The organism is Actinomyces sp. Marseille-P3109 (genome assembly GCF_900323545.1).
GTDB lineage: Bacteria > Actinomycetota > Actinomycetes > Actinomycetales > Actinomycetaceae > Actinomyces.
This window is the reverse complement of sequence record NZ_OOHN01000008.1, coordinates 528,828-542,350: the sequence shown is the minus strand read 5'-3', so window position 1 is coordinate 542,350 and position 13,523 is coordinate 528,828. Positions and strand designations below refer to the sequence as shown.

Genomic DNA, 13,523 nt, shown 5'->3' with positions numbered 1-13,523 from the left:
TTTGAACGGGCGATGAAACGGGAATGGTTGAGCGGTGTGAGACGGATCGAGGCGTTGGCTTCATGAGCACCCGTCCTGATCCGCGGTGGTGTGCGGCTCGATGGCTTCGATGCCTGCGTCGAACCAGCTCAGGGGAAGGCGAGAGAAGTAGAGCCCCTGGCACTCGTTCTCCCAGAGCAGCCCGATCCTTCCGTCGGGTAGGACGCACATGCACTGGTAGACGTAGTGACCGGGGTTGAAGGTCCGTGAGCGTTTCCATGTGCGTCCCCCGTCAAGGCTGAGCCGAATGACTCCGCAGCCCCGGAACGGGAGCATGAGCGAGGCGTTGGCGAAGACGATGCGGTCCTCGCCCTCGGCCGAGGGCAGGCAGATCGCGTTGGGTTGGCACCAGATCTCGGGAAGGTTGTCGTCGAAGCGGATAGCCCCCCAGGTCTGTCCCGCGTCGTGGGACTCGCTGACCGCGACACGGCCATGAGGGTGCTGGTTGCGCATGAACAGCAGGAGCACCCCGTCCTGCCGCTCAACGACGGCCGCCTCGTGCAGGGACCAGGTCTCATCGACGAATGTCTGCGGGTCGAGCCGGCCGTCGGAGGTCTCTCTGCCCTCGTTGGGACCGTGACTGAGCCGCCAGGTCTGCCCGTGATCGTCGGAGTAGGCGACGGTGGCGCACATCGCCAGCCAGTTGCGGTCGTTGTTGAAGTAGAGGGGTACCACGAGGCGTCCAGCATGGGGGCCGTGCCGCAGGGTGATGCCGTTGCCTGGGCAGGTGCCCAGGAACCTCATCCACGGCTGCTTCAGCTGGGGGTTGAGGTCTCGCGGCCTGCTCCAGGTGACGCCGTCGTCGTCGGAATGGGCGATCTGCAGGTAGCTGGTCGGGATGGCCAGGAGACTCTCAGCCGGGTCCGCCCCAGGGGCGAGCTCGAAGTTCCCGGCCGGCTGGCCGTCACGGAGCACGGTGCCGTCGTCCTCGACCCGGAACTCGGTTGCCTGCCCGTCGATCGTCGTGACTGCACCATCCTCCTCGACGACGTAGCGTCCGTCGTCGAGGTCCCGCAAGAGCCTTCGTCCCTGCTCGTCGAATCCGGTGGCCGCCCAGCAGTTGGGCTGCCCGATTCCACCGGGGAAGTGATCGATGAGGACGTGAATCCTCCCCGTGTGCGGGTCCTGGACCATGCAGGAGTCGATCACCGATGAGGCGTCCTCTCCGCTACCCGGGCAGTCGATGACGGTGCGCGCCGGTTCCCAGCTCTGCCCGCCGTCGAGGGAGCGACGTACGACGAAGTTGATGTCGTTGGGAGAGTCGTTGGCGTTGGAGACGCGCTGGTCGGCCCCGGCCAGGATGGTGCCGGAGGCCAGCGCGAGGAGGGACGGGATACGGTAGGACGCCGAACCTCGGTATCCCCGGTCGAACAGGGCATCAGTCTCGATCGGCTCGACCTCGCGCAGACGCTTGATCTGCGCGTCGCTGAGGACGTAGTCGTAGATCCCCGCTCGTTGCACCTCGCCGGACAGGCGCACGCCGTCGCAGTCCTGCCCGACGACGATCTCGTCGAGTCCTTCGACCTCACCGAGGAAGAACTCGCCGGGAGCGTGCTGCTCCCGGAAGCCGTCAACGTAAAGATCGACGGCACCGTGCCCCACGGTGACCACGACCTCGTGCCAGCCGCCGTCACTCCATGCGCCGGCGGCCTTGACCTCCCGGCGCACACCCGTCCTGCTCACGCCGGCGTAGGTGATCCCCTCCGGCCCGACCGTCACGACGAGCTGCTCGCGTCCGAGCCCGCCGGCTGCCAGGAGGGCTCCTTGCTGCATACGGCCTCGCACCCGGAAGCGCAGCCAGAGGGAACCGTGCCGCGCATCAGCGAAGCTGGCGACGTCGTAGGGGCTCAGTCGGTTCGCGGCGAACTCGACCAGCGGCTCGGCACGCCGTGACAGTGCCATGACCTGCCGTGAGGTCAGTACCTCGGGGTGCACCGTGAACGAGGCAACCTCAGGACTGTCCCCCTGCCCGAGCACTACCTCCGTCAGCCCGGGAAGGTCCTTGAGAAACGCCGTCGTCGTTCCGCAGAAGACCTGGTAGCCGTCGAGGTAGAGACGGGTACCGGCGGGACTGACGGTGACTGCGGCGCTGTGCCAGCGCCCGTCATCGAGCGAACGGACGTCCTCGGCCTCCAGCTTGTTCCACCCGTCTGGAACCGTCGCCTCGTACACGAGCGACGATCCCACGATGCGCATGTCGAGGCAGGCTCCATCGGCCCCTCGTAGCGCGAACAGGTTGCCGTCCGATCTTGACCTGAACTCGAAGGAGATGCTGCCCGTTTCACTCCTGAGAACTTCTTCATCAAGGCGCATCGTTGCGCACACTGATCCCATTAGCTCTTCACCTATTCCTAAAAAAGACACAGAGGTCCCTGTCAATGGATAATTCGACCGCCATTCAACCCGCTCACACTCATCACAGTGAGACAGGATCATCAAGAATGCGCCCGGTAACAGGCATACTTCACCTCAGCGGATCAAGCACGCCGTCAAGCTCTCACCATTCCAGGATCGAGAGCGACACAGGAGCCATGGAAGGCCGCACACCGCGACCTTGTCCGCCTCTCAAGCGGGATACGGCTCTCCACCAGCTGTCAGAGGCAAACGACAGAAGGGCCCCGCCCCTCACGCACGACGGACTGGCGACGAGCAGTCGTGGTCACGCGCCATGGCGCTGTGACATACATAGGACCCTCCTCCACAATCAACATCTTTGTTGGCGGCCGTAGATACCGCGGTCGGCTCCTCACTGAACCGATATGAGTAATCTACTCGACATGTGACCTGGGAGTCAATGCTCACGAACACCGAGTTCACACGAGATTAATGATTCGTTTTCTCGCAATCATCAAACCGGCATCAACGCTCCGACATCGGCGATATCGGGAACGACATGGTCACTCGAGCGGGACCGATAGACGGGTGAGGGGCGGACCCATGTGGGTCCGCCCCTCACAAGGAGGTGCCTGCGCCACCGGCCGCAGCCGGGGCCGTCTGCTCAGACCTCGAGCAGCGAGGGCACCGCCGCCAGGAGCGTGCGGGTGTACTCCTCCTGCGGATTGTTGAAGATCTCCTCAGTGGTGTTGAGCTCGAGGATCTTGCCGAAGTACATGACGGCGATCCGGTCCGAGACGTAACGCACCGTGTTGATGTCGTGACTGATGAACACCAGCCCCAGGCCCAAAGAGGCCTTGAGATCCTGGAGGAGGTTGAGCACCTGGGCACGCACGGAGACGTCCAGAGCGGAGGTGGGCTCGTCGGCCACGATGATGTCCGGGTCCAGCGCGAGCGCGCGGGCGATGGCGACACGCTGCCGTTGACCACCCGAGATCTGCCGAGGCAGCACGTTGAGGGCACTGGGAGGCAGACCGACCAGGTGGAGCAGGTCGCGCACGCGCGCCTCGCGCTCCTTGGGAGAGCCGACTCCGTGGACGTTGAGCGGGTCGATGAGCGTGTCGTGCACGATCATGCGTGGGTTGAGAGCCGTTGCCGGGTCCTGGAAGACCACCGAGATGCTGCGTCCCAGCTCACGACGGTCCGAGGCCGAGTGTCCCAGCGGGCGACCTTTGAAGATGACCTGGCCGGAGGTGACCGACTGCAGCCCCACCATGACCCTGGCGGTCGTGGACTTGCCGCAGCCCGACTCCCCCACGAGTCCCAGCGTCTCCCCGCGCTTGACGGACAGCGAGACGTCGTTGACCGCATGGACCGTGTCCGGGTTGAACAGGCCGCCGGTACGGGACTTGTGGATGACGTTGACGCCCTTGAGCTCGACGACCGGCTGGTCCTCGCTCCATGAGGTCGATGCAGAGGTGTTGGACGGCATCAGTGCTTCTCCTTCGCGAGCAGAGCCTCGAGCTCGGGGGTGATGGCGTAGCTGTGCTCGGTCGTGCCGGGCACAGGCTTGAGCACGGGCCGAGTGTCCAGACCGACCGTCGGGTGGGCCGATCGCGGGGCGAAACGGTCGCCCTTGACGAACTCGCTGGGCGAGGGGACCACGCCGCGCACCTGGTGGAGCCGCTTGGAACCGGCCTCGATGGAGAGCACGGCTCCCAGAAGGCCACGGGTGTACTCGTGAACGGGGTTGGACAGCAGCTCGCTGGTGGGAGCCTGCTCAACCACCTGGCCCGCGTACATGACGGTGATGCGGTGAGCCAGCTTGGCCACCAGCGCCAGGTCGTGCGAGACGAAGACCATCGCGAAGCCGAGCTTCTCGCGCAGCTCATTGAGCAGGTCGATCACCTGCTTCTGGACGGTCACGTCCAGCGCCGTCGTCGGCTCGTCGGCCAGGACCAGCGAGGGATCGCGAGTCAGCGCCATAGCGATGAGAACGCGCTGGCGCTGCCCCCCGGAGAGCTCGTGCGGGTAGCTGCGCAGCGTGCGCTTGGGGTCGAGTCCCACCAGCTCGAGGAGCTCCTCCGCACTACGGGTGCCTCCACGCGAGGTCAGCTGAGCCATCTGGGTGCGGATGAGCATGGAGGGGTTCAGCGACGACAGAGCGTCCTGATAGACCATGCTCATCTCGTGACCACGCAGCGCGTTGTGCTCGGTCGGCGTCATCTCGAGGATATTGCGCCCCTTGAACAGGATCTCGCCGGAGAGCCGAGCCGACGGCGGCAGCAGCCCCATGACGGCCATCGAGCTGATGGACTTACCGCAACCGGACTCCCCCACCAGCCCCATGGTCTCGCCGGGACGCACGGAGAAGGAGACGCCGTCGACGATGTTGACGTCGCCATGCTGCTCGGGGAAGGCGATCGAGAGGTTCTTGACCTCCAGGACGGGGTCCTCCCCCGTGTCCTTGTAGACGAGCCGGTCGCCTCGGGCGAGCTCCGCCACCCGAAGGGAGGTGAGCCGCTCGGCCAGGGGGACGTCCTCAGCAGCCGGAGCGACCACGCCGGTCAGGGAGCTCAGTCCGTTGGCGGCCTCGTCCCCCTTGGCGACGGTGGCGTTGGCGGTCACCGCGTCGGCTGCGTCGTCCCAGGCGTCCAGCGTCTCCTGGGTCTCCATGGCCTCCTCATCGGCCTGGACATCGGGCTTGGCCTTGATGCGGGGCGAGGCCATCGCATCGGTCAGTCCCTCGGACAGCACGTTGAGGCACAGGGTGGTGATGAGGATGAGCAGACCGGGGAAGAAGGTCGGCCACCAGTGGCCCGACAGCAGCAGCTCCTTGCCCTCGGAGAGCATGTTGCCCCAGGTCGGGGTGTTGACGGACTTGATGCCCGCGCCGATGAAGGACAGTGAGGCCTCGAAGACGATCGCGTCCGCCACCAGGACGGTCGCGAAGACCATGATCGGTGCGATGCAGTTGCGTGCAACGTGCTTGAGAAGGATCCAGGGCACCGGCGCCCCCATCACCTTGGACGCGGCGACGTAGTCCTCTCCGAACTGGGAGATGATGTTGGCGCGCACCACGCGGGTGAGCTGGGGGATGTAGAGGATGGCGATGGAGATGATGATGACCGGCAGCATCGGCAAGCGGGTCGACATCGCCGAGACGAGCACGGCGGCCAGCGCGATGCCCGGGAAGGACATGATGACGTCGAGGACGCGCATGAGGGTCTCTGCGATCCACTTGCGGGACGTGGCGGCGATGGCCCCGAGAACGGAGGCGACGAGGAGGGCCAGGCCGGTGGCCGTCAGGCCCACGACCAGCGAGACCCTGGCGCCGTAGACGGCCCGGGAGAAGATGTCACGTCCAGTGCCATCGGTACCGAACAGGTGGGACATCGAGGGGGCTACCACGGGGTCGCTGGCGGTGACCTCGCCGACGCCCTCGATGTAGGAGGTCGTCTTGGCCTCCGCGAGTCCGGTGGCACCGGGCGAGTAGGGGGCGATGACGGGGGCCAGGATGGCGATCAGGGCGATGAGGCCCAGCACGATGACGGCGATCTTGGAGCCGAGAGGCAGTGCCTTCCAGCCCTGGAAGCGCAGCCCGGGCCGCGAGGCCTTATCCAGTGTGGAACGGTGCAGCATCAGATGCTCCTGATTCGTGGGTTGACGAGGACGTAGAGCATGTCGACGACGATGTTGATGAGGATGAATGCCAGTGCCACCGTGATGGACACACCCTGGACGATATTGACGTCGTTGCGGGTGATGCCCTGGAAGATGAGCTGCCCCATCCCCTTGATGTTGAAGATCATCTCGATGACGACAGCGCCTCCCATGGCGTAGCCGATGCGCAGTCCCAGCACGGTCAGCGGGGTGATGAGCGCGTTACGCAGCACGTTACGGGCCACCACGATGTTCTTGGGGATACCACCACCGATGGCGGTGCGCACATAGTCACGGTCAAGCTCCTCGACCATGGCAGTACGAACCACGCGAGTCAGGGACCCGGTGTTGGGAACCGCGATGGCCAGTGCCGGCAGGAAGATCTGATTGAGGTACGCGCCCGGGTCCTCGCTGAAGGGAACCCACTCGGACACCAGCGCCGGGAAGGTTCCCGTTCCACCCGGGATGTCGGAGAACCACTGGATGAGCAGCAGGGCGAGCCAGAAGGATGGCGTGGCCAGGCAGGCGATGGAGATGACGCGAATAACCTGGTCCTGCCACTTGTCGCGGTACAGTGCGGCAACGATGCCCAGGATCGTGGCGAAGATGACGGCCACGAAGATTCCGATGAAGGTCAGCTGGAGCGTGATCGGGAAGGCCGCGGCGACCATGTCGGAGATCTTGACTCCGGTGAAGGACGTGCCGAGGTCACCGTGGGTCAGGCCCAGGAGGTAGTCCCAGAACCGCTTGAGGAGGGGATCATTGAGGTGGTGGACGACTCGGTACTGCTCGAGGGCGTCTGGCGTTGCCGACTCGCCCAGCGCCAGGCGCGCCGGGTCTGCCGAGGAGAACGACATGACGATGAAGACGAGCAGCGTCACGCCCAGCACCATGACCGGCAGCGCGACCAGGCGCCGTCCGATCAGGCGGATGAGGTTGGACACTGAAATGCTCCTTTGCGTTAGCGTCCTGCCGCCGGTGCGGGCGGCTGGGTGGCTTGGCGGTCGGGAAGGCCAACCGCCACTCCAATTGTCTGATGTCTGATGTCAGATAGCAAGTCCGTTTGTCTGTTTCACAGCATCCCATGCTGCACAGGAACGGCGTGGGCGGTGCGGCCAGCCATCACCGGCTTGCCGCACCGCCCACGCACAGACCTCAGGACTTGGACGACCCTGTCCCCACGAAGGACAGACCAGTCAGCGAGATCGGCTTGAAGTTCTCCAACGTCGCGGAGTCGTAGGCCGTGGGAGTCTTGCGGTGGAAGATCGGGTACAGCGGAACATCCTCGGAGATCTTATCGAAGGCCTCCTGCCACTTGGCGATCTGCTTGTCGCCCTCCAGCTTGACCGCCTCGTCGAGCAGAGCCTGAACCGCCACCTGGCTCTCCGAGCCCTTCCAGTGCATGCGGGTCTCGGTCCATACATCTCCGCCGTACCACCAGCGCATGAGCAGATCGGCGTCATTACCGAAGACCGAGGGGTCTCCGGGGGCGATGAGGACATCCCATGCACCCTGGGAGGAGTCGATGAAGGAGTAGGCGTCGGCGGACTTCTTCTCGTCGTAGTTGACAGTCACGCCCAGGGCCTCGAGGTTCTCGCGAATGACGGGGCGCACCGCCGAGAACCAGCCGTGGTCCGTGCACAGCACGTTGATGGTCGTGATGCCGGCCTCCGTCAGGAGGGACTTGGCCTTGGCGGCGTCCATGGAGTAGACCGTCTTGGCCTTCTTGTAGGCCGGGTGACCCTCCTGGACGAAGCAGGTCGCCGGCGTCGCCAGGCCCGCCATGCTGGTGTCGCAGATCTTGGCGTAGTCCAGAGCGTAGAGCACGGCCTGACGCGCCTTGACATCGGAGAAGGTGGTGTTGTTGAACATCGCGAAGAGCAGACCGAAGCCCTGCTGCGCCGCCACCTTGACCGGCTCCTTGAGGGTCGAGAGGTTGGCCGCCGGGACAGCGTCGATGGCCTGCACCGACCCGGAGCTCATGGCGTTGGTGCGGGTGGTGTCGTCGGGCAGGACCTGCCAGGTCATGGACTTGGCCAGTGCCGGGCGAGGGCCGTTGTAGGTGTCGTTGCGCTCGAAGACGACCTTCTGGCTGGCGGCGCCGTTGTCGGTCATCTTGTAGGGGCCGGAGCCGGTGGGGTTCATGTCGAAGGCCTTGGCGTCGGCCTCGACGATCGCCTTGGGAACGATCTTGACGACGCTGAGACGCTCAGCCACGAGCGAGAAGGCGTACTTGAGCTTGATCGTCACCGTGCTCGCGTCCTTGGCCTCAACCTTGTCGATGAAGGGCAGGAACTGCGAGTAGAGCGACTTGTTGGCCGGGTCGAGCACGCGCGTGAAGGAGAAGACGACATCATCCGCGGTCACCGCCGAGCCGTCGGTGAACTTCGCATCCTTGCGCAGCGCGACCTCATAGGTGGTGTCATCAACCTTCTTGGGCATATCGGAGGCCAGGGCCGCATAGACCTCCCGGGTCGCCGGGTGGAGCTCGGTCAACCCTTCCAGGGTGTGCCAGTTGGCAGCGACGGTCAGAGCCGACGACGTCGTCATCGGGTCGTAGCCATTGGTACCCAGCTCATAGGAAATGCCCGCGGTGATGACACCGTCCTTGTGGGTGACCTCCTGATCGGTGGCCATGGCACTGCCCTTCGCGCCACCCGCAGTCTTGGCCTTACCACCGCAGGCCGCCAGGCTGACAGCCAGACCGGCAGCCATTCCGAGGGTACCGGTCAGCCTGATGAAGTCCCGGCGGCTGGAGCCAGCCGGAGTTGTGATCGCCATTGATTCTCTCCTGAAGTCTGACGTCTTATGTCTGACGTTGGTAGGATGACTGTAGCAGAGGTTGGGACGTCCAAACCACTCACCACCTCGCAGGCTGGCACGTTCGATCATCACAGTTCAGCCAAGAAGCGGGACCTTTCGACGAGCAGATTCACAGCGCAGTGATCACAATGATTGACAGGGCAAGAAGCATGGCCGACACCGAGAAGAGCAGCACCATGAGCAGATCATCCACACCCACCGCCACAGACACTTCACCGAAAAACGAGATGAGCATCACACTTGATCTGGGTGAGGCGGTGATCCCCCACGGCGCCTACTCCACCTTGCTGGCGTCCCCGGCCACCCAGGCTGAGACCACGATCACCGCGATCAAGAACTACATCCTGAGAACCGGCCTTCAGGTGGGTGATGCGTTGCCGACGGAGTCGCAGCTGTGCTCGGACCTGGGAGTGTCGCGCTCCTCCGTGCGCGAGGCCGTACGCACCCTGGTCGCCCTCGACATCGTCGAGGTCCGCCACGGACACGGCATGTTCGTCGGCAAGGTCTCCATGCGCCCCATGGTCGAGTCCCTCGTCTTCAGAGGCCTACTCAACCCCGGAGACGACCACCGCGGACTACGCGACATCGTCGAGGTCCGCATCACCCTCGACAAGGCCCTGGCCGAACCCGTCACCCAGACCTGGAAGAACCGCCAGGACACCGAAATCGACCAGATCGTGGCGCAGATGGACGTCCATGCCCAAAAAGGCGAGCTGTTCACCGAGCAGGACCGCCGCTTCCACATCAGGCTGCTCGAGCCCTTGGACAACCACCTCTTCTTGCACCTCACCGAGGCCTTCTGGGCCGTCCACACCCTGACCGTCCCCCTCCTGGGCGCCCCCAGACCCGAGGACATGCTCAGCGCCGCCAGAGCTCACCGGACCATGCTCCAGGCCGCACGCGCCGGAGACACCCAGGCCTACCGCGAGGCCATCACCGACCACTACGCCCCACTCCTGGCCGCCCTCACCTGAACCGAGCCGCAGCGACCTCCTCCGTGAGAGCCGAGTAGGTTCCGGCCTGCGCCACGGCCACCACATTGAGCCGCGGGTCCTCAGGGCGCAGCAGCCTTTCCATCCACAGGTCGCGTGCCGCAGTGAGCCCTTGAGCCAACCAGCGGGCATTGACGAACTCCATGGCGTGGGTGCCTCCGGGGTAGACGTGCAACTCGGCGTCCCCGCCGTCGCACCAGACTCTGGAGGCGAAGGCGACGTCCTCATCCCGGAAGACCTCGGCAGATGCCACCGAGATGAACAGCGGAGGCAGACCACCCAGCCAGCCGGCACGGGCCGGGGCCTCGTAAGGGGTGACCCGGTCCGTACCGCGCCGCTCCCCCAGCGCCGCGTCCCAGGCAACGTTGTTGTACGCCGCCGGCCAGGTCCCGTCGTCGGGATACTGACGCGCTGAGACCGAGCCCTCCCACCCCAGCAGGCCGGTACGGTCATCCAGCATGGGATAGTCCAGCAGCCCGCCGAGGACAGTCGGCCCCCGCCTGTCACGAGCCATGAGCAGTGTGCCGGCGCTCAGTCCCCCGCCGGCACTCGGTCCGACGACGACGACGCGGTTCGGGTCGGCGCCGAGGTCCTCAGCGTGCTCGACCGCCCAGCACAATGTGGCGTAGCAGTCCTCAACGCCGGCGGGAGCAGGACTCTCCGGCGCCAGACGGTACTCAGGACTGACAATGACTCCCCCGTAACGTCGCAGCCACGGAACGACCGTCAACAGTCCATTGAAACGGCACCCCATGATGAGTCCTCCCCCGTGCAGCGAGAGGAACAGCGGACCGGGCCGACCACCGGCGGCATCCTGTGAGGTCCGAACGATCGCCACGGGAAGCCTTGTTCCGTCCCCACGGATGACATCGGCATCACTCGCCACGACATCGGGATGCCGTCTCAGGAACTCCGCCCGGACCTCCTCGGCGGGAGCGCGCCAGCTCGGAATGTTCTGCACCGTCATGGCGCGTAAGATGCCAAGCGGTTCGATGCGTTCGAGCAGAGCAGCCGTGGCACTGTCGTAGGGAGGACGGGCGGGGAACGCCTCATACGCGTCGGGCATGCTGTAACTGTTACACCATGAGCGGTACGGGAGCAAATCGCTCATAATCACTCACAAACACGGATTCATGCTGCCGGAGCTGGCTGACGTCTGACCGTATCGGCTCAAGACGCGTCATGGTCTCCTCAGTTCCTAGGAATAAGAGGATATGTACCGATCGGCATTCACCAGCGTAAACGCGCCAGTAGTCGGACAATGGGGCTATGCAAACGTCCCGCGGTGTCATGTCCGGCCTCACCACCACCCCCATGACTCAGTCCTCCACAGCGATCGCCGAGATCAAGAACTACATTCTTGCCAAGGGACTTCAGCCGGGTGATGCGTTGCCGACGGAGTCGCAGCTGTGCTCGGACCTGGGAGTGTCGCGCTCCTCCGTGCGCGAGGCCGTACGCACCCTGGTCGCCCTCGACATCGTCGAGGTCCGCCACGGACACGGCATGTTCGTCGGCAAGGTCTCCATGCGCCCCATGGTCGAGTCCCTCGTCTTCAGAGGCCTACTCAACCCCGGAGACGACCACCGCGGACTACGCGACATCGTCGAGGTCCGCATCACCCTCGACAAGGCCCTGGCCGAACCCGTCACCCAGACCTGGAAGAACCGCCAGGACACCGAAATCGACCAGATCGTGGCGCAGATGGACGTCCATGCCCAAAAAGGCGAGCTGTTCACCGAGCAGGACCGCCGCTTCCACATCAGGCTGCTCGAGCCCTTGGACAACCACCTCTTCTTGCACCTCACCGAGGCCTTCTGGGCCGTCCACACCCTGACCGTCCCCCTCCTGGGCGCACCCAGACCCGAGGACATGCTGACAACCGCCAGAGCTCACCGGACCATGCTCCAGGCCGCACGCGCCGGAGACACCCAGGCCTACCGCGAGGCCATCACCGACCACTACGCCCCACTCCTGGCCGCCCTCACCTGAACCGAGCGGCAGCAGTCCTCTTATCCGAGTCCCGTAGCCCCTTCGCGGCGCAGCAAAGAGATCTTGACGGCGGTTCCGTAGCGGAATCCCCCGACGCTTCCGTCGGAACGCCGTATGCGGTGGCAGGGGACGAACAGCGCCGCGGCATTGCGTGCACACGCTGAGGCGGCGGCCCGTGAGGCCGCCGGGCTCCCACTGGCCTGGGCGAGTTCGGTGTAGGTCAGTGTGGTGCCTGCGGCGACCTCTCGGAGCCTGGACCAGGCCTGCTCGATGAACGGGCCGCCGACCTGGAGAACAGGAATCTCACCGGGAGCATCGCCCTCGCCGCGGTAGTAGGAGCGCATGGCGGCAACAGCGCGTGCCAGGACTCCGTCGCACTCCCCCTCTGAAAGCACCTCGGTGCGGGATGGCCTCAGACTCGGGTGGATGAGCCCGACCAGCTCCTTGGTGTCGGCGGTCCATCCTGAGGCGAGCACGTACTCGGCCCGGTCGACGCCGTCGTCGGCGCCATCGGCACTGCCGTGGCCCGTGACGATGGTGAAGGGACCGTCAGGAGTGCTCACAGTGCAGCTGCGAGCCGTGTCGTTCGTCGTCGCCATGGAGTCAGGCTACGTAGTGGTCCGGGGATGTTCCACCAGTCCGGGAGCCGGCGGCAAAAACAGAGGTGCCCGCTGAACCGGCGATTCAGCGGGCACCTCTCATGGGAATTTGTGGGGCTCAGGGTGCACGTGTCGAACTCATCCCGGCGCAAGACCACCTACTGCTGGTGGCGCTGTCTGCGTAAGGTGGCGATGCGGCAGAAACAGACTGGAGCACCACTCAGTTGACCCGCAGTTGACATGCTTGGTAGGATTGGCGCACAAGATTTATCACGAAGCGCCAAGGTGTCAGGTCACCCGATGTACGACGAAATCCCAGCTGCCGCCGAATCTCGCAGGGCGGAACTCATCGGACCGGCAGGCACAGAAGCACGACGAACCGATATGGCCGTTGCATAGGAGACGTAAGACCGTTCTGGCGAGGTTCACCCACGGGGTGAACTATGTCTACTACCCAGACGATCAACGATTTATCCACACTCTCGGTCCCGGCCACGGAGGCCGCAGCCCTCATCGGTGTCAGCCCGCGCACACTCTCTAACTGGCGCACACAGGGTATCGGCCCGGCCTTCGTTCGCGTCGGTACGCCCCACTCGCGCACGCTCTACCGTCTCGATGACCTGCGAACCTGGCTCGACGCCAACCGGGTCGAGACGTCTGCCTCGAAGGCGGTGGCACGATGACCTCCACCGATTTCTCCCCCGCTGGCCCCTGTAGCAGTTTTGATAGCCACTCGCGCACTGGTTCTGCTACACGTCGCGCTACACCGTTTCCCCTCGTGTACCAGGCGAACCGTCGCGAAGCAGCAGAAACGGTAGCAGTTCGTAGCAGAGCCGCTGCAAGAGCTGCTACAGCGTTCCCCCTGACGTACCAACCGAAACAGTCCCTTGTAGCAGATGTAGCAGTTTTCGGGAGCTCAATGGCACAGAGATGTTCTCACGTAGAACGCGTACATCTTTGTACCTTCTGTACCTCTTCGCCTGCCCCTGAACCTAGAACCATGTCCTACCAGGGAAAACGGCTTACGCGCACAGGCGCAATTCGGTGGGGTTCAGGTACAGAACGCGTTGCGCGAATCTGTACA

The 13,523-nt window shown here is 64.6% G+C and carries 11 protein-coding genes; 3 read left to right on the top strand and 8 right to left on the bottom strand.

Annotated features, from left to right (window positions below; all coding sequences use genetic code 11):
• Positions 1 to 60: 60 nt before the first annotated feature.
• The 6 genes from BQ8008_RS02625 to BQ8008_RS13895 all read right to left on the bottom strand — a co-directional run bounded on the left by BQ8008_RS02625 (position 61) and on the right by BQ8008_RS13895 (position 9,097).
• Positions 61 to 2,373 (bottom strand): sialidase family protein, encoded by a 2,313-nt coding sequence (locus BQ8008_RS02625; protein WP_108832685.1) that lies wholly within the window; start codon positions 2,371 to 2,373, stop codon positions 61 to 63.
• A 664-nt stretch (positions 2,374 to 3,037) separates the two neighbouring features.
• On the bottom strand, positions 3,038 to 3,865 hold the full coding sequence (locus BQ8008_RS02620; RefSeq protein ID WP_108832684.1) for an ATP-binding cassette domain-containing protein: 828 nt from the start codon (positions 3,863 to 3,865) through the stop codon (positions 3,038 to 3,040).
• Positions 3,865 to 6,015, bottom strand: a complete 2,151-nt coding sequence (locus BQ8008_RS02615) for a dipeptide/oligopeptide/nickel ABC transporter permease/ATP-binding protein (RefSeq protein WP_108832683.1) — start codon at positions 6,013 to 6,015, stop codon at positions 3,865 to 3,867. The genes BQ8008_RS02620 and BQ8008_RS02615 overlap by 1 nt, the downstream gene beginning before the upstream one ends.
• Positions 6,015 to 6,980, bottom strand: a complete 966-nt coding sequence (locus BQ8008_RS02610; protein ID WP_108832682.1) for an ABC transporter permease — start codon at positions 6,978 to 6,980, stop codon at positions 6,015 to 6,017. The genes BQ8008_RS02615 and BQ8008_RS02610 overlap by 1 nt, the downstream gene beginning before the upstream one ends.
• A gap of 211 nt (positions 6,981 to 7,191) precedes the next feature.
• A complete protein-coding gene (locus tag BQ8008_RS02605) occupies positions 7,192 to 8,817 on the bottom strand; it encodes an ABC transporter substrate-binding protein (protein ID WP_108832681.1) in 1,626 nt (541 codons plus the stop codon).
• A 151-nt stretch (positions 8,818 to 8,968) separates the two neighbouring features.
• Positions 8,969 to 9,097, bottom strand: a complete 129-nt coding sequence (locus BQ8008_RS13895; RefSeq protein ID WP_267896205.1) for a hypothetical protein — start codon at positions 9,095 to 9,097, stop codon at positions 8,969 to 8,971.
• Between BQ8008_RS13895 and BQ8008_RS02600 the strand changes: the two genes are divergently transcribed.
• Positions 9,087 to 9,833, top strand: a complete 747-nt coding sequence (locus BQ8008_RS02600) for a FadR/GntR family transcriptional regulator (protein WP_234415190.1) — start codon at positions 9,087 to 9,089, stop codon at positions 9,831 to 9,833. The genes BQ8008_RS13895 and BQ8008_RS02600 overlap by 11 nt on opposite strands.
• On the opposite strand, the gene BQ8008_RS02595 is transcribed toward BQ8008_RS02600, so the two are convergent.
• Positions 9,826 to 10,917: an alpha/beta hydrolase gene (locus tag BQ8008_RS02595; RefSeq protein ID WP_108832679.1), complete on the bottom strand. Its 1,092-nt coding sequence runs from the start codon at positions 10,915 to 10,917 to the stop codon at positions 9,826 to 9,828. The genes BQ8008_RS02600 and BQ8008_RS02595 overlap by 8 nt on opposite strands.
• 203 nt (positions 10,918 to 11,120) lie before the next feature.
• Between BQ8008_RS02595 and BQ8008_RS02590 the strand changes: the two genes are divergently transcribed.
• Entirely contained in the window at positions 11,121 to 11,840 is a 720-nt protein-coding gene (locus BQ8008_RS02590) for a FadR/GntR family transcriptional regulator (protein ID WP_108832678.1), read from the top strand.
• A 20-nt stretch (positions 11,841 to 11,860) separates the two neighbouring features.
• Here the strand turns inward: BQ8008_RS02590 and BQ8008_RS02585 are convergent, their stop codons facing one another.
• The gene (locus tag BQ8008_RS02585; protein ID WP_108832677.1) at positions 11,861 to 12,439 is read right to left on the bottom strand and encodes a methylated-DNA--[protein]-cysteine S-methyltransferase; all 579 of its coding nucleotides are present in this window, start codon (positions 12,437 to 12,439) and stop codon (positions 11,861 to 11,863) included.
• Between the two features lie 443 nt (positions 12,440 to 12,882).
• Here BQ8008_RS02585 and BQ8008_RS02580 point away from each other — a divergent pair, with 443 nt between their 5' ends.
• Complete coding sequence (locus tag BQ8008_RS02580) at positions 12,883 to 13,122, top strand: helix-turn-helix transcriptional regulator (protein WP_108832676.1); 240 nt, start codon at positions 12,883 to 12,885, stop codon at positions 13,120 to 13,122.
• Positions 13,123 to 13,523: the final 401 nt, after the last annotated feature.